Raw genomic sequence first — 21,841 nt, forward strand, 5'->3', positions numbered from 1 at the left:
GGTCAGCAAATGCTGACCTTTTTTATTGCCTGAGGCAAAAACAAAATAGGTTGGCCAGTGCCAACCTATTTTTTCTCTTTTATTCGAAGCAAATTTCGATAAAGGCATTTCCCCATTGGGAAGAGAAAGGCATGATGATGATTGAGCCCTCACACTTGTGGCGAATCGTATGGCCTCGGCCAGAAACCACTACCGGTGTTGCCATATCAAAATCAAAACCACTTTCCGCCAGAATGCGTTTCGCACCACCAGTAACCATGTTGGTGATCTCACCCACCATATCGGTGACCTCTTCATTGAGTCCATTTGGACGCTCACCAAGCATGTTCTGCATGATTTCTAGAGCTAGCGCTTCATCAAAGGTAATCGACATTGAACCACGAGTTTGTGGACCTACCATGCCAATCAGACCAGAAACGTCACCTCGTGCGATCTCATCTTTTTTGATTCGCGGTTTTTGTGGCTTCAGCTCAAGAGAAGCCATGGTTTTTAGCACGTTCATTAAAGAAGCTAAAAACGGGTTTACAAATTCAGCGCGCATAACGTTCTTCTATACTTTTTCTTTCGTCTCGGAGGAACAGGCCTGGCATTCACCATGAGTTTCAATAACTTGGTTGGTCAGTTTGAATCCATGCTTCTCGGCGTTTTCGGCTAACAAGGATATCAGCGTCTCATCTTCGAGTTCAACGACATCACCACATTTATCGCAAATTAGTAATTGGAAAAAGTGCTGCTGAGTATTGAAAGAACAACAAGTAATAAAGCTATTTGTCGATTCCACTCGGTGGATGAAGCCTTGCTCTAGGAGAAAATCTAATGCTCGATAAACAGTGGGAGGCTTAGCCTGAGGCTCACTCTCTTTTAGTTGCTCCAATAGCTCATACGCACTTGAGGCGCGGCGATTAGAACAAATGAGTTCAAATACGCGTCGGCGTTGCGGAGTCAATCGTACTCCACGCTCTACGCAGATACTTTCAATTTGTTCAATGATTGTTGGGTTCAAACCTTTCACCATAACTATCGGACGTGCTCTATGATAAATCATTTCTATACGAAGTTCGTTTAGAAATGCTTCATTTTACCCACTATCAGAACGAAAATCATGAATTAAAGCAAGTCGGTGGTGGTGTGAAGTCGGAATAGTCATCACAGAATGAATCAACGAGTGACAGATTCGTATTACTGCTGCGCATTCCTAAGCATTTGGCTAGCCAGACAACCAAATCATTCTCGCTGAAACTAGCACCTAGAAGTGCTTGGGTATACAATACCCGACTTATTTTTTGAGCGTACTGCTGCGCTCGACCTTGGCAACATAAAAACGGGTGTTTATATCATGACTCATTCTTGCAGGCTCTCCGTAGCACCAATGCTCGACTGGACCGATCGTCATTGTCGCTACTTCCATCGCTTAATGACCAAAGAAACCCTGCTGTACACTGAAATGGTGACGACAGGTGCGATCATTCATGGAAAAGGAGATTTCCTGGCTTACAACGAAGAAGAGCATCCGTTGGCCCTTCAGTTGGGTGGTTCAAATCCAGAAGACTTGGCAAAGTGTGCCAAACTGGCTCAAGAGCGTGGCTACGATGAGGTTAATCTCAATGTGGGGTGCCCGTCTGACCGTGTACAAAACGGTCGCTTTGGTGCTTGTCTAATGGCGGAACCACAGTTGGTTGCGGATTGTGTCGCTGCAATGAAGGACGTGGTTGATATTCCTGTGACAGTCAAGACTCGTATTGGTATTGATGATCAAGATTCTTACGAGTTCCTAACGGATTTTGTTTCTATTGTCTCAGAAAAGGGAGGCTGTGAGCAGTTCACTATCCACGCGCGTAAAGCTTGGTTAAGTGGTCTTAGTCCGAAAGAAAACCGTGAGATCCCACCATTGGATTACCCACGCGCTTACCAATTGAAGCAAGACTTCTCACACCTAACGATTGCGATTAACGGTGGCGTGAAATCATTAGAAGAAGCAAAAGCACATCTTCAGCATCTTGACGGTGTGATGATTGGTCGTGAAGCATACCAAAGCCCATATTTACTGGCATCGGTAGACCAAGAGTTGTTTGGCTCTAATGCTCCAGTGAAGAAACGCAGCGAAATTGTTGAAGAAATGTACCCATACATTGAAGCGCAATTAGCGAAAGGTGCGTACCTTGGTCATATTACCCGTCATATGTTAGGTTTGTTCCAAAGCATGCCAGGTGCTCGTCAATGGCGTCGTCATATCAGTGAAAATGCGCACAAGCCGGGTTCTGGTTTAGAAGTGCTGCAAGACGCGTTAGCGAAGATTCCAAAAGAATTGAATGTGTAAAATTCACCAGTGGTTGGCTAAAATTACCAACTAAAGAACAAGTAAGCCAGAGTGCAGAAATGCCTCTGGCTTTATTTTTGAATAAAAATCATTGTGTTATCGTCATCTTGGTAAGTTGGTATGGAAACTGCTCTGTTTATTAAAAACAAATGGAGAAGTGATTATGTTGGAGCTAATCTTTATTTTAGTCTTTGCGGCGACCCTATTGGTTACCGGTATCACAATGATGACCGTATTCGCAGCAACCGGTATTGCGTTAGTTGTGATGTTTTTACTGGGAATGGTCGGAGCGGTACTCAAACTATTACCATGGTTAATCGTGATTGCATTGGGTGTTTGGTTCTTCAAGAATTACGTTGCCCAGCCCCGCTATAAATAACGAGTGACATGATTTAGTTGATAGAGAGACGTGAGAGTATGGTATATTTCCTCTCACGTCTTCAACGTGAACATCAGCTATCTCGGAGTACACACTACATGACAAATAAAGCGACCATCGCTTTAACAGCATTATCGTTGGCAGTATCTTTTCCTGTTTTTGCAGATTATTCTGTATCGACGAAAGTCGGCGCAGAGATCTGGGCTGCTGACACTAAAGTAAATGAAGTAAGACGAGATAGCAGCACAACAGGCGCATTTTACGCGGCGATTGAACATGATGTTAAATACGTTCCTAATGCGCGCCTTCGCTACTCAAGTGTTGATGCGGATTACATGGGGTTCGATAAGCTCGATTTCACCATGTACTACCAAGTTCTGGAGCATGATTTATTGCATTTTGATGCGGGTGTTACATTCAGTAATTTAAGTGACACTAAATACATTGATGCTGGCTCAAACAAGCGTATAGAAGAGTTTGATGAGCTGATTTGGGCTTGGTACGGTTACGCAGAGATTCAAGTTCCGGACACAAATTTTGATGTGATTGGTGAGATAAACTTTGGTGACAACAAAGGTATCAAAAGCACTGATTTCATGGCCGGTGTTCAATACCATGTACCGCTCGAAAAAGCTCAACTGGCTTTTCGTGGTGGTTACCGCGTGATTGATTTGGAGTCCGAGAAATTCATGTCGGATCTAGGGAAAGAGTTTATTTTTGCTAACGGCTTTTTTGTGAGTGCAGAATACGCATTCTAAATGCAGCCAGATTAGATACTCGATTTTTTTAAAACGTCGCTTTATAAGCGGCGTTTTTTTATATCACTTCATTATATCCAATCGAATTTTCTGCCTATTTTGCTGACTTAGACCATGCTTACCTAGGAGCAATGTGAAAGTTAAAGCAGGGATAGCGATGACAATAAACGAACTAAGACATCTATTCCGTGAAAATCAGCTTGTCGAAGCGATTATTGAACCTGCAATCCAAGAGGGTGGCTGGGTTGTGGAGTTCAGACATGCGCGCGGTGGTTTTGTTTTTCTGACGGACAGTCATGGTGAAGAATGTCTTTATGAAGATTTGGATGCAGCGTCAAAATCGGCAATGGCAGTAGGCTTTCAACAAGTCCGCATTGAAGATCGATGAGCAAAAAGTAAGCCGTTCTTACTTCCAAAAAGTTATAAAACATTCACTTCTATTCTTTCTTGTTATTAAGGAGAGTGGGTACTCTATCGTCACGCAATGAATAGGGATGTCGTGATAATGTCTTTTCAAAAGAATGAGTATTCTCACAAGAATGTGTCTGAAGATAATAATGGGCAAGGAGGAAATCCTCCAATCGCAAGCCCTCTGAATGACCAACAAATTAGCTCACTCCAACAAACTGTCTCTGAGTTGTCTTCACAGCAACTTGCTTGGGTCAGTGGGTATTTTTGGGGATTAGCTCAAAATCAACCAAATACAGCGGTAACGCCAATTGCACAAGCGACGGCAGCCGTATCAGCGAAGCCTGCAGGTAAGTTGAGTATTATTTTTGCTTCCCAAACTGGCAACGCTAAAGGCGTTGCTGAAGCTCTAGAACAGGAAGCAAAAGCAGAAGGAATTGCTGTCGAACTTTTTGATGCAAGTGATTACAAAGGTAAAAACTTAGCCAAAGAAACGCATGTCATTATTGTGGCATCGACGAACGGCGAAGGCGAAGCACCAGATAACGCTATAGAGCTACACGAGTTTTTGCAATCTAAGAAAGCTCCTAAGCTGTCAAACCTTCAATATGGCGTTATTGCTCTGGGTGACTCGAGCTACGAATTCTTCTGTCAAACCGGTAAAGACTTCGACGCTTACCTATCAAAGTTAGGCGCGACCCCATTTATCGATCGTCTTGATTGCGATGTGGATTATGAAGCACCAGCAGCTGAATGGCGTAAGAATGCGTTAGGTAAGGTAAAAGATACGCTTTCTTCTGGCACTGAAGCGGATGTGGTTCAACTTCCTGTGGGTCAAGCTGCGACTGCGCACTCTCCTTACAATAAACAAAACCCATACACAGCGACGTTACTGACCAGTCAAAAAATCACGGGTCGTGATTCTGGAAAGGATGTTCGTCATATAGAAATTGACTTGGAAGGTTCGGGGTTAACGTATCAGCCTGGTGATGCGCTAGGTGTGTGGTTTGAAAATAGTTCAGAACTTGCTAATGCCATTCTTGGTAAGGTCGGTTTGTCTGGGGTTGAAACCGTTGATGTTGATGGCGAAAGCTTGTCAATTCATAGTGCTCTCGTGAGTAAATATGAAATCACAACATCTAACCCACAGCTCATTACAAAGTTTGCCGAGTTATCCGGTAGCAAGAAGCTACAAAAGCTGGTTGACGATAAAGATAAACTTCGCGAGTACTCTGCAAATACTCAAATTGTTGATGTATTGGCAGAGAAGAAAACCAAGTTAACCGCAGATGAGTTGATTAGTTTGCTTCGTCGTCTTACTCCTCGCCTTTACTCTATTGCATCAAGCCAAGAAGAGGTCGATGAAGAAGTACACCTAACGGTTGCTTTGGTTGAGTACGAACAAAACGACGAAAAACGATATGGTGGTGCGTCTAGTTTCTTAGCACAGCGTCTCGAAGAGGGAGATGAAGTTAAAGTATTTGTGGAGCATAACAACAACTTCAAACTGCCGGAAGATGATAGCACTCCAATTATCATGGTTGGTCCGGGCACTGGGATCGCACCATTCCGTAGCTTTATTCAGGAACGTGAAAACCGTGATGCTGAAGGCAAAAACTGGTTGTTCTTTGGTGATCGTACTTTCACTCAAGACTTCTTATACCAAGTGGAATGGCAGAAGTACCTCAAGTCAGGAGTACTAAGCCGATTGGATGTTGCTTTTAGTCGTGACCAAGTAGAAAAAGTTTACGTACAGCACCGCATCTTAGAAAACGCAGCTCAAGTGTGGCAGTGGATCCAAGAAGGCGCTTATATCTATGTCTGCGGTGATGCAACGCGTATGGCAAAAGATGTGCACGACGCACTGGTTATCGTTGCTGAACAAGAAGGCAAGATGCCGCGTGACGATGCAGAACAATTTATTAATGACCTACGTAAAGCGAAACGTTATCAGAGGGATGTGTACTAATGACTTTTTCTACTGAAAATAACAAGCAGATTGTATTAGGCGAAGAGCTAGGGCCGCTATCTGATAACGAGCGCCTGAAGCGAGAAAGTAACTTATTACGTGGCACCATTGAGCAAGATTTACAGGACCGTATTACTGGTGGCTTTACTGCCGACAACTTCCAGTTAATTCGTTTCCACGGTATGTATCAGCAAGACGATCGTGATATCCGCAATGAACGCACAAAGCAAAAGCTAGAGCCATTGCATAACGTGATGCTTCGTGCTCGCATGCCTGGAGGCATCATCACGCCAACGCAATGGTTAGCGATCGACAAGTTCGCAACGGAGCACTCTTTATATGGAAGTATTCGTCTGACGACTCGCCAAACGTTCCAGTTTCATGGGGTATTAAAACCGAATATTAAGTTGATGCATCAAACGCTCAACAGTATTGGCATTGATTCGATTGCAACCGCGGGTGATGTAAACCGAAACGTGTTGTGTACCACGAACCCGGTTGAATCAGAACTTCATCAAGAAGCTTACGAATGGGCGAAGAAGATCAGTGAACACCTGCTTCCGAAAACACGTGCTTACGCTGAGATTTGGCTGGACGGTGAAAAAGTAGAAAGCACGGAAGAAGACGAACCGATTCTAGGCAAGAACTACTTACCACGTAAGTTTAAAACCACAGTGGTTATCCCACCGCAAAATGACGTAGATGTACACGCTAACGATCTCAACTTCGTAGCGATTGCAGATAACGGCAAGCTGGTTGGTTTTAACGTCCTGGTCGGCGGCGGCTTAGCGATGACGCATGGCGATACGTCAACTTATCCGCGCCGCGCTGATGACTTAGGTTTCATCCCATTAGAGAAAACGCTTGATGTTGCAGCGGCGGTGGTTACCACTCAGCGTGATTGGGGTAATCGCTCAAACCGTAAAAATGCCAAAACCAAATACACACTTGACCGTGTAGGTACTGATGTCTTTAAAGCCGAAGTCGAAAAGCGAGCAGGCATTCAGTTTGAAGCAAGCCGCCCGTACGAGTTTACTGAGCGTGGTGACCGTATTGGTTGGGTAGAAGGAATTGATGGTAAACATCACTTAGCACTTTTCATCGAAAATGGTCGTCTGCTGGACTTCCCAGGTAAACCACTTAAAACGGGTGTTGCTGAAATTGCCAAAATCCATAAAGGCGATTTCCGTATGACTGCCAACCAGAACTTAATTGTTGCGGGGGTACCTAAAAGCGAAAAAGCGAAGATCGAAAAGATCGCTCGTGAACATGGCTTGATGGATGACAATATCAGTGAGCAGCGCAAAAACTCAATGGCGTGTGTTGCCTTTCCAACGTGTCCGCTAGCGATGGCAGAGGCAGAGCGTTTCCTTCCTCAGTTTGTTACTGATGTGGAGGGGATTTTGGAAAAGCACAACCTACCAGAAAATGACAACATCATTTTGCGTGTAACTGGGTGTCCAAACGGTTGTGGTCGTGCCATGTTGGCTGAAATTGGTTTAGTTGGTAAAGCGCCAGGTCGTTACAACCTACATTTAGGTGGTAACCGTGCTGGTACTCGAGTACCAAAAATGTACAAAGAGAACATCACGGATAAGCAAATCTTAGAAGAGATTGATCTGCTGGTGGCTCGATGGTCGAAAGAGCGTGAAGAAGGCGAAGCCTTCGGCGATTTCACAATTCGTGCTGGTATTATCCAAGAAGTGCTCGTATCAAAGAGGGACTTTCATGCTTGATTCTGTAGCATCCAGGCTTGAGCTTACAGAGTTATTGACATTAACAAAGACGGAGCAAATCCTCCGTCTTGCTCAAATTAATGTCGAGCTCGAAAAGCTTTCGGCACAAGATAGAGTAAAGTGGGCTTTAGAAAATCTAGAGGGCGAGTTTGCGGTTTCTTCTAGTTTTGGTATTCAAGCCGCGGTTATGCTTCATTTAGTGACTCAAGTCAAAGCGGATATCCCCGTCATTCTAACCGATACAGGATACCTGTTTGCTGAAACCTATCAATTCATTGATGAGCTGACAGATGCTCTCAACCTAAACTTAAAAGTTTATCGAGCGAAAGAAAGTGCGAATTGGCAAGAGGCTCGATATGGAAAGTTATGGGAGCAGGGTGTAGAGGGAATTGAAAAATACAACAAGCTCAATAAAGTGGAGCCAATGCGTCGAGCGCTAAAAGAGCTTAATGTTGGAACGTGGTTCTCTGGACTACGTCGAGAGCAAAGTAAATCACGAGCAGGTTTACCGATACTATCAATTCAGAACGGTGTGTTTAAGTTTTTGCCAGTAATTGACTGGACTAATAAAGACGTTCATTACTACTTAGAACAACACGGCCTTAAATACCACCCATTGTGGGATGAAGGTTACCTTTCAGTTGGTGATACTCATACCACTCGTAAATGGGAGCCGGGAATGTCAGAGGAAGAAACTCGATTCTTTGGTTTAAAACGAGAGTGTGGTTTACATGAAGATGATGGTTCAGAACAAGATGGGTCCGGCATATAACCATAGTGACCTTTAAATCGAGTTTAGAGTAAATAAAGAAAGCTGCAATAAAGCAGCTCTCTTTATTTATAGCACCTGAAAAACACGCTTTATAGAATAACTCTGTGGATAAGTTGTGCGAGTTCTTGGGGTAAAGTTGAATAAATAAAGCTTTGATCGAAAACTCATCGCTTAACCATTATTTTTGCAATTTTTGAAAAATAACGCTTGCCAATGTGAGCGCGATCTCTATAATGCCTCCTCGTCGACAGGGCAAGGGCTCACAAGGGTTTAAGCAAAGTCGGCAAGGCTGAAAAGAAAAACGAAATAATTTGAAAAAGTGTTTGACACAATAAATTATCTCGCTAGAATGGCCGCCTCTTCCGAAGTGATGTCAATCACAAAGAAGAGTTGCTCTTTAACAATATAGACCTATCAATCTGTGTGGGCACTCGTTGATGATAATCCAATTAGATACTTCGGTATCAAATTAGGTTTCAATGAAACGAAGTGACCATTGAATCTTCGGATTCAGCACAGTCAATTCAAACATTACTTTAGCTATTTATTAGCAAAGGAATGTTCAGTATTCATTGAGCCGAACAAAATCTTAAATTGAAGAGTTTGATCATGGCTCAGATTGAACGCTGGCGGCAGGCCTAACACATGCAAGTCGAGCGGAAACGAGTTATCTGAACCTTCGGGGAACGATAACGGCGTCGAGCGGCGGACGGGTGAGTAATGCCTAGGAAATTGCCCTGATGTGGGGGATAACCATTGGAAACGATGGCTAATACCGCATGATGCCTACGGGCCAAAGAGGGGGACCTTCGGGCCTCTCGCGTCAGGATATGCCTAGGTGGGATTAGCTAGTTGGTGAGGTAAGGGCTCACCAAGGCGACGATCCCTAGCTGGTCTGAGAGGATGATCAGCCACACTGGAACTGAGACACGGTCCAGACTCCTACGGGAGGCAGCAGTGGGGAATATTGCACAATGGGCGCAAGCCTGATGCAGCCATGCCGCGTGTATGAAGAAGGCCTTCGGGTTGTAAAGTACTTTCAGTCGTGAGGAAGGCGGCGTCGTTAATAGCGGCGTTGTTTGACGTTAGCGACAGAAGAAGCACCGGCTAACTCCGTGCCAGCAGCCGCGGTAATACGGAGGGTGCGAGCGTTAATCGGAATTACTGGGCGTAAAGCGCATGCAGGTGGTTTGTTAAGTCAGATGTGAAAGCCCGGGGCTCAACCTCGGAATAGCATTTGAAACTGGCAGACTAGAGTACTGTAGAGGGGGGTAGAATTTCAGGTGTAGCGGTGAAATGCGTAGAGATCTGAAGGAATACCGGTGGCGAAGGCGGCCCCCTGGACAGATACTGACACTCAGATGCGAAAGCGTGGGGAGCAAACAGGATTAGATACCCTGGTAGTCCACGCCGTAAACGATGTCTACTTGGAGGTTGTGGCCTTGAGCCGTGGCTTTCGGAGCTAACGCGTTAAGTAGACCGCCTGGGGAGTACGGTCGCAAGATTAAAACTCAAATGAATTGACGGGGGCCCGCACAAGCGGTGGAGCATGTGGTTTAATTCGATGCAACGCGAAGAACCTTACCTACTCTTGACATCCAGAGAACTTTCCAGAGATGGATTGGTGCCTTCGGGAACTCTGAGACAGGTGCTGCATGGCTGTCGTCAGCTCGTGTTGTGAAATGTTGGGTTAAGTCCCGCAACGAGCGCAACCCTTATCCTTGTTTGCCAGCGAGTAATGTCGGGAACTCCAGGGAGACTGCCGGTGATAAACCGGAGGAAGGTGGGGACGACGTCAAGTCATCATGGCCCTTACGAGTAGGGCTACACACGTGCTACAATGGCGCATACAGAGGGCGGCCAACTTGCGAAAGTGAGCGAATCCCAAAAAGTGCGTCGTAGTCCGGATTGGAGTCTGCAACTCGACTCCATGAAGTCGGAATCGCTAGTAATCGTGGATCAGAATGCCACGGTGAATACGTTCCCGGGCCTTGTACACACCGCCCGTCACACCATGGGAGTGGGCTGCAAAAGAAGTAGGTAGTTTAACCTTCGGGGGGACGCTTACCACTTTGTGGTTCATGACTGGGGTGAAGTCGTAACAAGGTAGCGCTAGGGGAACCTGGCGCTGGATCACCTCCTTATACGATGATTATTAAGACAAGTGTCCACACAGATTGATAGTTCACAAGCGCAAGCTTGGGGCTAACTATGCTCTTTAACAATTTGGAAAGCTGACAAAACAACAATTTATTGTTGTTTGTAAAGTTCTCAAAGTATTCCATTAGGAATACAACTAAAAACACATTCAAGTGTTCTTGGGAATAACATCAATGATGTTATTCATATTTGAGTCCGGCAAAATCGAACATGTCTCTCGCTCATTCAAATAATGAGAGACAACTTTGGTTGTTTACCGTCAATTCGAAACTTCTTCGGGTTGTATGGTTAAGTGACTAAGCGTACACGGTGGATGCCTTGGCAGTCAGAGGCGATGAAGGACGTATTAACTTGCGATAAGCCCAGATTAGGCAGTAAAAGCCACTTGAGTCTGGGATTTCCGAATGGGGAAACCCACTTACATAAGTAAGTATCGTTATGTGAATACATAGCATAACGAGGCGAACCGGGGGAACTGAAACATCTAAGTACCCCGAGGAAAAGAAATCAACCGAGATTCCGAAAGTAGCGGCGAGCGAAATTGGACTAGCCCTTAAGCTTTATAGGCGTTAGGTGAACAAGCTGGAAAGCTTGGCGATACAGGGTGATAGCCCCGTAACTGACGACGCATATTCAGTGAAATCGAGTAGGGCGGGACACGTGATATCCTGTCTGAATATGGGGGGACCATCCTCCAAGGCTAAATACTACTGACTGACCGATAGTGAACCAGTACCGTGAGGGAAAGGCGAAAAGAACCCCTGTGAGGGGAGTGAAATAGAACCTGAAACCGTGTACGTACAAGCAGTAGGAGCAGGCTTTGTCCTGTGACTGCGTACCTTTTGTATAATGGGTCAGCGACTTATATTCAGTGGCAAGGTTAACCATCTAGGGGAGCCGTAGGGAAACCGAGTCTTAACTGGGCGTTCAGTCTCTGGATATAGACCCGAAACCAGGTGATCTAGCCATGGGCAGGTTGAAGGTTGAGTAACATCAACTGGAGGACCGAACCGACTAATGTTGAAAAATTAGCGGATGACTTGTGGCTAGGGGTGAAAGGCCAATCAAACCTGGAGATAGCTGGTTCTCCCCGAAAGCTATTTAGGTAGCGCCTCGGACGAATACTACTGGGGGTAGAGCACTGTTAAGGCTAGGGGGTCATCCCGACTTACCAACCCTTTGCAAACTCCGAATACCAGTAAGTACTATCCGGGAGACACACGGCGGGTGCTAACGTCCGTCGTGGAGAGGGAAACAACCCAGACCGCCAGCTAAGGTCCCAAATTACTACTAAGTGGGAAACGATGTGGGAAGGCTCAGACAGCCAGGATGTTGGCTTAGAAGCAGCCATCATTTAAAGAAAGCGTAATAGCTCACTGGTCGAGTCGGCCTGCGCGGAAGATGTAACGGGGCTAAGTAGTAAACCGAAGCTGCGGCAATACTCTTTGAGTATTGGGTAGGGGAGCGTTCTGTAAGCGGTTGAAGGTGTGTGGTAACGCATGCTGGACGTATCAGAAGTGCGAATGCTGACATGAGTAACGATAAAGGGGGTGAAAAACCTCCTCGCCGGAAGACCAAGGGTTCCTGTCCAACGTTAATCGGGGCAGGGTAAGTCGACCCCTAAGGCGAGGCCGAAAGGCGTAGTCGATGGGAAACGGGTTAATATTCCCGTACTTCTTACAATTGCGATGGGGGGACGGAGAAGGCTAGGTGGGCCTGGCGACGGTTGTCCAGGTTCAAGTGCGTAGGCTGAAGAGTTAGGTAAATCCGGCTCTTCTTAAGGCTGAGACACGACGTCGAGCACCTACGGGTGTGAAGTCATTGATGCCATGCTTCCAGGAAAAGCCTCTAAGCTTCAGATTGTAAGGAATCGTACCCCAAACCGACACAGGTGGTCGGGTAGAGAATACCAAGGCGCTTGAGAGAACTCGGGTGAAGGAACTAGGCAAAATGGTACCGTAACTTCGGGAGAAGGTACGCTCTCGACGGTGAAGTCCCTCGCGGATGGAGCTATTGAGAGTCGCAGATACCAGGTGGCTGCAACTGTTTATTAAAAACACAGCACTGTGCAAAATCGCAAGATGACGTATACGGTGTGACGCCTGCCCGGTGCCGGAAGGTTAATTGATGGGGTTAGACTTCGGTCGAAGCTCTTGATCGAAGCCCCGGTAAACGGCGGCCGTAACTATAACGGTCCTAAGGTAGCGAAATTCCTTGTCGGGTAAGTTCCGACCTGCACGAATGGCGTAATGATGGCCACGCTGTCTCCACCCGAGACTCAGTGAAATTGAAATCGCTGTGAAGATGCAGTGTACCCGCGGCTAGACGGAAAGACCCCGTGAACCTTTACTACAGCTTGGCACTGAACATTGACCCTACATGTGTAGGATAGGTGGGAGGCTTTGAAGCGCAGTCGCTAGATTGCGTGGAGCCGTCCTTGAAATACCACCCTTGTAGTGTTGATGTTCTAACGTCGACCCCTCATCGGGGTTGCGGACAGTGCCTGGTGGGTAGTTTGACTGGGGCGGTCTCCTCCCAAAGCGTAACGGAGGAGCACGAAGGTGGGCTAATCACGGTTGGACATCGTGAGGTTAGTGCAATGGCATAAGCCCGCTTGACTGCGAGAATGACAATTCGAGCAGGTGCGAAAGCAGGTCATAGTGATCCGGTGGTTCTGAATGGAAGGGCCATCGCTCAACGGATAAAAGGTACTCCGGGGATAACAGGCTGATACCGCCCAAGAGTTCATATCGACGGCGGTGTTTGGCACCTCGATGTCGGCTCATCACATCCTGGGGCTGAAGTCGGTCCCAAGGGTATGGCTGTTCGCCATTTAAAGTGGTACGCGAGCTGGGTTTAGAACGTCGTGAGACAGTTCGGTCCCTATCTGCCGTGGGCGTTGGAGAATTGAAAGGGGCTGCTCCTAGTACGAGAGGACCGGAGTGGACGAACCTCTGGTGTTCGGGTTGTGTCGCCAGACGCATTGCCCGGTAGCTAAGTTCGGGATCGATAACCGCTGAAAGCATCTAAGCGGGAAGCGAGCCTTGAGATGAGTTCTCCCTGATACTTTAAGTATCCTAAAGGGTTGTCGTAGACTACGACGTTGATAGGCAGGGTGTGTAAGCGTTGTGAGGCGTTGAGCTAACCTGTACTAATTGCCCGTGAGGCTTAACCATACAACACCCAAGGGGTTTTGATTTTGGGTAACCAGGACTCAATGAAAGAACATTGAATGTGTAAGAACGAGAATTAAAAAAACAGCTTTCCGAATTAAAGAATTTGCTTGGCGACCATAGCGTTTTGGACCCACCTGATTTCCATGCCGAACTCAGAAGTGAAACGAAATAGCGCCGATGGTAGTGTGGGGCTTCCCCATGTGAGAGTAGGACATCGCCAGGCTTTATTTTGCACTTGCTTGAGATTTAAGCAAGTCACCATAAAGTTCTAATCTTTTTAGAGTTTTATGTTGACTTTCAAAGTGGAAAGCGTATTATACGCAACTCGCTTAAGTGCTAAGGCACTGAAAGCCAAGCTCTTTAAAAATATAAACCTATCAATCTGTGTGGGCACTCGTTGATGATAATCCAATTAGAAACTTCGGTTTCAAATTAGGTTTCAATGAAACGAAGTGACCATTGAATCTTCGGATTCAGCACAGTCAATTCAAACATTACTTATGTAATGTTCAGTATTCATTGAGCCGAACAAAATCTTAAATTGAAGAGTTTGATCATGGCTCAGATTGAACGCTGGCGGCAGGCCTAACACATGCAAGTCGAGCGGAAACGAGTTATCTGAACTTTCGGGGAACGATAACGGCGTCGAGCGGCGGACGGGTGAGTAATGCCTAGGAAATTGCCCTGATGTGGGGGATAACCATTGGAAACGATGGCTAATACCGCATGATGCCTACGGGCCAAAGAGGGGGACCTTCGGGCCTCTCGCGTCAGGATATGCCTAGGTGGGATTAGCTAGTTGGTGAGGTAAGGGCTCACCAAGGCGACGATCCCTAGCTGGTCTGAGAGGATGATCAGCCACACTGGAACTGAGACACGGTCCAGACTCCTACGGGAGGCAGCAGTGGGGAATATTGCACAATGGGCGCAAGCCTGATGCAGCCATGCCGCGTGTATGAAGAAGGCCTTCGGGTTGTAAAGTACTTTCAGTCGTGAGGAAGGCGGCGTCGTTAATAGCGGCGTTGTTTGACGTTAGCGACAGAAGAAGCACCGGCTAACTCCGTGCCAGCAGCCGCGGTAATACGGAGGGTGCGAGCGTTAATCGGAATTACTGGGCGTAAAGCGCATGCAGGTGGTTTGTTAAGTCAGATGTGAAAGCCCGGGGCTCAACCTCGGAATAGCATTTGAAACTGGCAGACTAGAGTACTGTAGAGGGGGGTAGAATTTCAGGTGTAGCGGTGAAATGCGTAGAGATCTGAAGGAATACCGGTGGCGAAGGCGGCCCCCTGGACAGATACTGACACTCAGATGCGAAAGCGTGGGGAGCAAACAGGATTAGATACCCTGGTAGTCCACGCCGTAAACGATGTCTACTTGGAGGTTGTGGCCTTGAGCCGTGGCTTTCGGAGCTAACGCGTTAAGTAGACCGCCTGGGGAGTACGGTCGCAAGATTAAAACTCAAATGAATTGACGGGGGCCCGCACAAGCGGTGGAGCATGTGGTTTAATTCGATGCAACGCGAAGAACCTTACCTACTCTTGACATCCAGAGAACTTTCCAGAGATGGATTGGTGCCTTCGGGAACTCTGAGACAGGTGCTGCATGGCTGTCGTCAGCTCGTGTTGTGAAATGTTGGGTTAAGTCCCGCAACGAGCGCAACCCTTATCCTTGTTTGCCAGCGAGTAATGTCGGGAACTCCAGGGAGACTGCCGGTGATAAACCGGAGGAAGGTGGGGACGACGTCAAGTCATCATGGCCCTTACGAGTAGGGCTACACACGTGCTACAATGGCGCATACAGAGGGCGGCCAACTTGCGAAAGTGAGCGAATCCCAAAAAGTGCGTCGTAGTCCGGATTGGAGTCTGCAACTCGACTCCATGAAGTCGGAATCGCTAGTAATCGTGGATCAGAATGCCACGGTGAATACGTTCCCGGGCCTTGTACACACCGCCCGTCACACCATGGGAGTGGGCTGCAAAAGAAGTAGGTAGTTTAACCTTCGGGGGGACGCTTACCACTTTGTGGTTCATGACTGGGGTGAAGTCGTAACAAGGTAGCGCTAGGGGAACCTGGCGCTGGATCACCTCCTTAAACGATGATTATTGCGATGAGTGTTCACACAGATTGATACGGTTTATAAAGTAAAGAGACGATACTGGGTCTGTAGCTCAGGTGGTTAGAGCGTTCGCCTGATAAGCGAGAGGTCGGTGGTTCGAGTCCACTCAGACCCACCAATTTCCTTCCCAAGGAATTGGCATACAGTATCGACACACCTTGATGGGGCTATAGCTCAGCTGGGAGAGCGCCTGCCTTGCACGCAGGAGGTCTGCGGTTCGATCCCGCATAGCTCCACCATCTTTAAGTGTTCTTGAAAAAGAATCTTTAAAAATGGTTTTCATCAGAAAATCTAGCTCTTTAACAATTTGGAAAGCTGACAAAACAACAATTTATTGTTGTTTGTAAAGTTCTCAAAGTATTCCATTAGGAATACAACTAAAAACACATTCAAGTGTTCTTGGAATTTGAGTCCGGCAAAATCGAATGTCTCTCGCTCATTCAAATAATGAGAGACAACTTTGGTGATTTGATTATCAACTCGAAACTCCTTCGGGTTGTATGGTTAAGTGACTAAGCGTACACGGTGGATGCCTTGGCAGTCAGAGGCGATGAAGGACGTATTAACTTGCGATAAGCCCAGATTAGGTAGTAAAAACCACTTGAGTCTGGGATTTCCGAATGGGGAAACCCACTTACATAAGTAAGTATCGTTATGTGAATACATAGCATAACGAGGCGAACCGGGGGAACTGAAACATCTAAGTACCCCGAGGAAAAGAAATCAACCGAGATTCCGAAAGTAGCGGCGAGCGAAATTGGACTAGCCCTTAAGCTTTATAGGCGTTAGGTGAACAAGCTGGAAAGCTTGGCGATACAGGGTGATAGCCCCGTAACTGACGACGCATATTCAGTGAAATCGAGTAGGGCGGGACACGTGATATCCTGTCTGAATATGGGGGGACCATCCTCCAAGGCTAAATACTACTGACTGACCGATAGTGAACCAGTACCGTGAGGGAAAGGCGAAAAGAACCCCTGTGAGGGGAGTGAAATAGAACCTGAAACCGTGTACGTACAAGCAGTAGGAGCAGGCTTTGTCCTGTGACTGCGTACCTTTTGTATAATGGGTCAGCGACTTATATTCAGTGGCAAGGTTAACCATCTAGGGGAGCCGTAGGGAAACCGAGTCTTAACTGGGCGTTCAGTCTCTGGATATAGACCCGAAACCAGGTGATCTAGCCATGGGCAGGTTGAAGGTTGAGTAACATCAACTGGAGGACCGAACCGACTAATGTTGAAAAATTAGCGGATGACTTGTGGCTAGGGGTGAAAGGCCAATCAAACCTGGAGATAGCTGGTTCTCCCCGAAAGCTATTTAGGTAGCGCCTCGGACGAATACTACTGGGGGTAGAGCACTGTTAAGGCTAGGGGGTCATCCCGACTTACCAACCCTTTGCAAACTCCGAATACCAGTAAGTACTATCCGGGAGACACACGGCGGGTGCTAACGTCCGTCGTGGAGAGGGAAACAACCCAGACCGCCAGCTAAGGTCCCAAATTACTACTAAGTGGGAAACGATGTGGGAAGGCTCAGACAGCCAGGATGTTGGCTTAGAAGCAGCCATCATTTAAAGAAAGCGTAATAGCTCACTGGTCGAGTCGGCCTGCGCGGAAGATGTAACGGGGCTAAGTAGTAAACCGAAGCTGCGGCAATACTCTTTGAGTATTGGGTAGGGGAGCGTTCTGTAAGCGGTTGAAGGTGTGTGGTAACGCATGCTGGACGTATCAGAAGTGCGAATGCTGACATGAGTAACGATAAAGGGGGTGAAAAACCTCCTCGCCGGAAGACCAAGGGTTCCTGTCCAACGTTAATCGGGGCAGGGTAAGTCGACCCCTAAGGCGAGGCCGAAAGGCGTAGTCGATGGGAAACGGGTTAATATTCCCGTACTTCTTACAATTGCGATGGGGGGACGGAGAAGGCTAGGTGGGCCTGGCGACGGTTGTCCAGGTTCAAGTGCGTAGGCTTGAGAGTTAGGTAAATCCGGCTCTCTTTAAGGCTGAGACACGACGTCGAGCATCTACGGATGTGAAGTCATTGATGCCATGCTTCCAGGAAAAGCCTCTAAGCTTCAGATTGTAAGGAATCGTACCCCAAACCGACACAGGTGGTCGGGTAGAGAATACCAAGGCGCTTGAGAGAACTCGGGTGAAGGAACTAGGCAAAATGGTACCGTAACTTCGGGAGAAGGTACGCTCTCGACGGTGAAGTCCCTCGCGGATGGAGCTATTGAGAGTCGCAGATACCAGGTGGCTGCAACTGTTTATTAAAAACACAGCACTGTGCAAAATCGCAAGATGACGTATACGGTGTGACGCCTGCCCGGTGCCGGAAGGTTAATTGATGGGGTTAGACTTCGGTCGAAGCTCTTGATCGAAGCCCCGGTAAACGGCGGCCGTAACTATAACGGTCCTAAGGTAGCGAAATTCCTTGTCGGGTAAGTTCCGACCTGCACGAATGGCGTAATGATGGCCACGCTGTCTCCACCCGAGACTCAGTGAAATTGAAATCGCTGTGAAGATGCAGTGTACCCGCGGCTAGACGGAAAGACCCCGTGAACCTTTACTACAGCTTGGCACTGAACATTGACCCTACATGTGTAGGATAGGTGGGAGGCTTTGAAGCGCAGTCGCTAGATTGCGTGGAGCCGTCCTTGAAATACCACCCTTGTAGTGTTGATGTTCTAACGTCGACCCCTCATCGGGGTTGCGGACAGTGCCTGGTGGGTAGTTTGACTGGGGCGGTCTCCTCCCAAAGCGTAACGGAGGAGCACGAAGGTGGGCTAATCACGGTTGGACATCGTGAGGTTAGTGCAATGGCATAAGCCCGCTTGACTGCGAGAATGACAATTCGAGCAGGTGCGAAAGCAGGTCATAGTGATCCGGTGGTTCTGAATGGAAGGGCCATCGCTCAACGGATAAAAGGTACTCCGGGGATAACAGGCTGATACCGCCCAAGAGTTCATATCGACGGCGGTGTTTGGCACCTCGATGTCGGCTCATCACATCCTGGGGCTGAAGTCGGTCCCAAGGGTATGGCTGTTCGCCATTTAAAGTGGTACGCGAGCTGGGTTTAGAACGTCGTGAGACAGTTCGGTCCCTATCTGCCGTGGGCGTTGGAGAATTGAAAGGGGCTGCTCCTAGTACGAGAGGACCGGAGTGGACGAACCTCTGGTGTTCGGGTTGTGTCGCCAGACGCATTGCCCGGTAGCTAAGTTCGGGATCGATAACCGCTGAAAGCATCTAAGCGGGAAGCGAGCCTTGAGATGAGTTCTCCCTGATACTTTAAGTATCCTAAAGGGTTGTCGTAGACTACGACGTTGATAGGCAGGGTGTGTAAGCGTTGTGAGGCGTTGAGCTAACCTGTACTAATTGCCCGTGAGGCTTAACCATACAACACCCAAGGGGTTTTGATTTTGGGTAACCAGGACTCAATGAAAGAACATTGAATGTGTAAGAACGAGAATTAAAAAAACAGCTTTCCGAATTAAAGAATTTGCTTGGCGACCATAGCGTTTTGGACCCACCTGATTTCCATGCCGAACTCAGAAGTGAAACGAAATAGCGCCGATGGTAGTGTGGGGCTTCCCCATGTGAGAGTAGGACATCGCCAGGCTTTAAATTTAGTTTTTGCCTTTTTAAGAAGGTGAAGACAAAAGTTAAGAGAGCCCGTTTGAAAAAGCGGGCTTTTTTAGTCCTCACGGACACAGATAATGTGCTGATATGGCTCAGTCGGTAGAGCGCATCCTTGGTAAGGATGAGGTCCCCAGTTCGATTCTGGGTATCAGCACCATTTACTGTTTGTTTTGCGCTTTAAGTTAAAGCTTAAAACAAAACGTAAAGAATTTTGCTTGGCGACCATAGCGCTTTGGACCCACCTGATTTCCATTCCGAACTCAGAAGTGAAACGAAGTAGCGCCGATGGTAGTGTGGGGCTTCCCCATGTGAGAGTAGGACATCGTCAGGTTCTTATTTAGACTCCAGAGTCTAACCAGTGCGGAGCGGTAGTTCAGTTGGTTAGAATACCGGCCTGTCACGCCGGGGGTCGCGGGTTCGAGTCCCGTCCGCTCCGCCACTTATATTAAGCCTCAGTCGAAAGACTGGGGCTTTTTTCGTTTTGGTTACCCGGCATCCCTTAACCCTCATTTCCATCATATTGAAATCTTGTATCGAGAGATATACTCCTTTCTTTTTATGATTTCTAGGCCCTTTCATGAACGAGTTGATGCGCAGTTCTGTGTGATTTCTAGTCCGTTTGGATAGTGATTCGCAATCATCCTCAATGCTTCTTTCTCTATACAAATACAAAGTCGCTCATTGTTAGTGTTGTGGAAGTTTAGCTTTGATGTTTGCGAAGAGCCTATATTGCCAAGGGAAGAGAAGTGATACAGATGAAAATGGGTAAATTAAAAGGCTCGTCTATGAATACTATCTATCGGCAATAGTTAGTATCTATGAAAATGTAGCGTAGCGATTCTTAGTATATTTGAAGGTATATCAAAGAATAAGGAGCATTCGTCCTTGAAGGGGAGTCTGAAAATTAGTTATGAAAAAAGCAGCTAGGTAGCTGCTTTTTATCTATTAAGTTACGTGTCTTTAAGAGTCCACTGGCTCCGTATGTTCCGGAGTGGTTATTGCTTGGTTGTTCTCTTCCATCTTTTTCTCTTCTGCTTTTGCTTTTTCAATCATTGGGGTGATTGTTGAGCCTTGAATGAGGATAGAGAAAACAACGACGGAGTAGGTCATTACAAGAATAATCTCTTTTACATCGATTAACTTATCTTGAATCACCCAAATACCAGATGGAATAGAAAGTGCCATCGCTAGCGCCAGGCCTCCGCGTAAACCGCCCCACGTCAAAATACGCACTGACCATGGATTATATTTTCTGTAACGTTTAAAGCCTATGTAAGAAAGAAATACACTTAGATAGCGAGCTGCTAGTACAAGAGGGACTGAAATAGCCATCATGATCCAGTCTTCTTTGTGAAATTCAAATAGCAGCATCGACATACCGATCAGTAGGAATAACACGCCATTCAAGAACTCATCGACGAGCTCCCAAAAGTGGTCAAGGTGGTCTTCACTCTCTTTTGAAAAGCCGATAAAGCGTGTCCAGTTGCCAATCATAATACCGGATACAACCATCGCGAGTGGGCCTGATACATGGATGTATTCAGCAAATGCGTAACCTGCCGTTGGGACACCAATGGTAAGTAACAATTCCATTGAGTGATCATCGGTGGCACTGATTAAGTAGTGGAATAGCAAACCGAGGACGAAACCATAAGTGATACCACCGATAGCTTCTTGGATGAAGAGTAAGGTGACACTACCTACAGTTGGTGCCTCAGTACCAAATGCAATCGTAAATAGAGTGACAAAGATAACCAAACCGAAGCCGTCATTGAAGAGCGACTCTCCTTCAATCTGGGTGGAGATACGTTTGGGAGCATCGAGCTTTTTAACTATAGCCAATACAGCGATTGGGTCAGTTGGCGATATTAGAGCACCAAATAGTAAGCAGTAGACCAAATCAAATTGGATGCCAATTAACTGACAGAATCCGTAGAGCGCAAACCCGATAAAGAAAGTGGAAAATAGGGTGGCTCCGAGAGCCAAAACGGTAATTTCCCATTTTTGATCTTTAAGGTTCGGGAGTTTGATGCCTAATCCACCCGCAAATAGTAAGAAGCCAAGAATGCCCTTGAGCAAGAAATCTTCAAAGTTGATCCTTGTGACCGTTTCTGTCGCAATTTCGGTGAGGTGGAACCAGTTGTTTTGACCTGCAATTAAGATTAGAAGTGAAAGCACCATTGAACCTGCGGTAATCGCAATGGTGGTTTGCATCTTTCCTATCTTGCTGTTTACAAAAGCAATTAGCATTGCAGCTGCGGATAGAAAACATAAAGTATGATAGACCGACATAGAGCTCTCTATTTGTAACATTTTATGAATGGGATTCTCGGCTGATGCTGCTTAAATAGCAAACATTTTTTCGCGATTATTTTGTAAGTTAAGAAGGAGATAAAATAATCATTAATTCCACGT

The 21,841-nt window shown here is 46.8% G+C and carries 10 protein-coding genes, 4 tRNA genes and 7 rRNA genes; 18 read left to right on the forward strand and 3 right to left on the reverse strand.

The features are described from left to right. Positions 1-79 precede the first annotated feature (79 nt). Complete coding sequence (locus tag OO778_RS01770) at positions 80-541, reverse strand: chemotaxis protein CheX (protein ID WP_005381269.1); 462 nt, start codon at positions 539-541, stop codon at positions 80-82. 9 nt (positions 542-550) lie between these two features. Further along, a complete protein-coding gene (zur, locus tag OO778_RS01775; RefSeq protein WP_193304229.1) occupies positions 551-1,015 on the reverse strand; it encodes a zinc uptake transcriptional repressor Zur in 465 nt (154 codons plus the stop codon). 321 nt (positions 1,016-1,336) lie between these two features. On the opposite strand from zur, the gene dusA reads away from it, so the two are divergent. The 18 genes from dusA (at position 1,337) to OO778_RS01865 (ending at position 19,865) form a co-directional block, all read left to right on the forward strand. Next, positions 1,337-2,317, forward strand: a complete 981-nt coding sequence (dusA, locus tag OO778_RS01780; protein WP_046874642.1) for a tRNA dihydrouridine(20/20a) synthase DusA — start codon at positions 1,337-1,339, stop codon at positions 2,315-2,317. Positions 2,318-2,480: 163 nt separating this feature from the next. Next, on the forward strand, positions 2,481-2,696 hold the full coding sequence (gene pspG / locus OO778_RS01785) for an envelope stress response protein PspG (RefSeq protein WP_005398086.1): 216 nt from the start codon (positions 2,481-2,483) through the stop codon (positions 2,694-2,696). 98 nt (positions 2,697-2,794) lie between these two features. Continuing rightward, complete coding sequence (locus OO778_RS01790) at positions 2,795-3,454, forward strand: TIGR04219 family outer membrane beta-barrel protein (protein WP_193448365.1); 660 nt, start codon at positions 2,795-2,797, stop codon at positions 3,452-3,454. A gap of 157 nt (positions 3,455-3,611) precedes the next feature. Continuing rightward, positions 3,612-3,842: a hypothetical protein gene (locus tag OO778_RS01795; protein ID WP_005455817.1), complete on the forward strand. Its 231-nt coding sequence runs from the start codon at positions 3,612-3,614 to the stop codon at positions 3,840-3,842. Positions 3,843-3,959: 117 nt separating this feature from the next. Continuing rightward, positions 3,960-5,831, forward strand: coding sequence for an assimilatory sulfite reductase (NADPH) flavoprotein subunit (locus OO778_RS01800; protein ID WP_074191318.1), 1,872 nt, complete (start codon positions 3,960-3,962; stop codon positions 5,829-5,831). Next, positions 5,831-7,567, forward strand: a complete 1,737-nt coding sequence (gene cysI, locus OO778_RS01805; protein WP_053807695.1) for an assimilatory sulfite reductase (NADPH) hemoprotein subunit — start codon at positions 5,831-5,833, stop codon at positions 7,565-7,567. The genes OO778_RS01800 and cysI overlap by 1 nt, the downstream gene beginning before the upstream one ends. After that, positions 7,560-8,339, forward strand: a complete 780-nt coding sequence (locus OO778_RS01810; protein ID WP_006743230.1) for a phosphoadenylyl-sulfate reductase — start codon at positions 7,560-7,562, stop codon at positions 8,337-8,339. The genes cysI and OO778_RS01810 overlap by 8 nt, the downstream gene beginning before the upstream one ends. A 591-nt stretch (positions 8,340-8,930) precedes the next feature. Beyond that, positions 8,931-10,483, forward strand: a 16S ribosomal RNA gene (locus OO778_RS01815). A 302-nt stretch (positions 10,484-10,785) separates the two neighbouring features. Further along, a 23S ribosomal RNA gene (locus OO778_RS01820) occupies positions 10,786-13,675 on the forward strand. Positions 13,676-13,781: 106 nt separating this feature from the next. Then, a 5S ribosomal RNA gene (gene rrf / locus OO778_RS01825) occupies positions 13,782-13,898 on the forward strand. Between the two features lie 315 nt (positions 13,899-14,213). Next, positions 14,214-15,766, forward strand: a 16S ribosomal RNA gene (locus tag OO778_RS01830). Between the two features lie 66 nt (positions 15,767-15,832). After that, positions 15,833-15,909 (forward strand) — tRNA-Ile (locus tag OO778_RS01835). 45 nt (positions 15,910-15,954) lie between these two features. After that, positions 15,955-16,030 (forward strand) — tRNA-Ala (locus OO778_RS01840). A gap of 263 nt (positions 16,031-16,293) precedes the next feature. Next, positions 16,294-19,183, forward strand: a 23S ribosomal RNA gene (locus OO778_RS01845). A 106-nt stretch (positions 19,184-19,289) separates the two neighbouring features. Beyond that, positions 19,290-19,406, forward strand: a 5S ribosomal RNA gene (gene rrf / locus OO778_RS01850). Between the two features lie 101 nt (positions 19,407-19,507). Continuing rightward, positions 19,508-19,583: transfer RNA gene (locus tag OO778_RS01855), tRNA-Thr, on the forward strand. Positions 19,584-19,640: 57 nt separating this feature from the next. Beyond that, a 5S ribosomal RNA gene (gene rrf / locus OO778_RS01860) occupies positions 19,641-19,757 on the forward strand. Together the 16S, 23S and 5S rRNA genes with 4 tRNA genes alongside form the textbook arrangement of a ribosomal RNA operon. Positions 19,758-19,788: 31 nt before the next feature. Then, positions 19,789-19,865 (forward strand) — tRNA-Asp (locus tag OO778_RS01865). 521 nt (positions 19,866-20,386) lie between these two features. On the opposite strand, the gene OO778_RS01870 is transcribed toward OO778_RS01865, so the two are convergent. Next, positions 20,387-21,718 (reverse strand): sodium:proton antiporter, encoded by a 1,332-nt coding sequence (locus OO778_RS01870; protein ID WP_053306797.1) that lies wholly within the window; start codon positions 21,716-21,718, stop codon positions 20,387-20,389. Positions 21,719-21,841: the final 123 nt, after the last annotated feature.

This window comes from Vibrio sp. STUT-A16 (assembly GCF_026000495.1).
Classification (GTDB): Bacteria; Pseudomonadota; Gammaproteobacteria; order Enterobacterales; family Vibrionaceae; genus Vibrio; species Vibrio diabolicus.

Coding starts and splice junctions, on each gene's coding strand:
- OO778_RS01770 (WP_005381269.1), bottom strand. CDS start 541: ATGCGCGCTGAATTTGTAAACCCGTTTTTAGCTTCTTTAATGAACGTG.
- zur (WP_193304229.1), bottom strand. CDS start 1,015: ATGGTGAAAGGTTTGAACCCAACAATCATTGAACAAATTGAAAGTATC.
- dusA (WP_046874642.1), top strand. CDS start 1,337: ATGACTCATTCTTGCAGGCTCTCCGTAGCACCAATGCTCGACTGGACC.
- pspG (WP_005398086.1), top strand. CDS start 2,481: ATGTTGGAGCTAATCTTTATTTTAGTCTTTGCGGCGACCCTATTGGTT.
- OO778_RS01790 (WP_193448365.1), top strand. CDS start 2,795: ATGACAAATAAAGCGACCATCGCTTTAACAGCATTATCGTTGGCAGTA.
- OO778_RS01795 (WP_005455817.1), top strand. CDS start 3,612: ATGACAATAAACGAACTAAGACATCTATTCCGTGAAAATCAGCTTGTC.
- OO778_RS01800 (WP_074191318.1), top strand. CDS start 3,960: ATGTCTTTTCAAAAGAATGAGTATTCTCACAAGAATGTGTCTGAAGAT.
- cysI (WP_053807695.1), top strand. CDS start 5,831: ATGACTTTTTCTACTGAAAATAACAAGCAGATTGTATTAGGCGAAGAG.
- OO778_RS01810 (WP_006743230.1), top strand. CDS start 7,560: ATGCTTGATTCTGTAGCATCCAGGCTTGAGCTTACAGAGTTATTGACA.
- OO778_RS01870 (WP_053306797.1), bottom strand. CDS start 21,718: ATGTCGGTCTATCATACTTTATGTTTTCTATCCGCAGCTGCAATGCTA.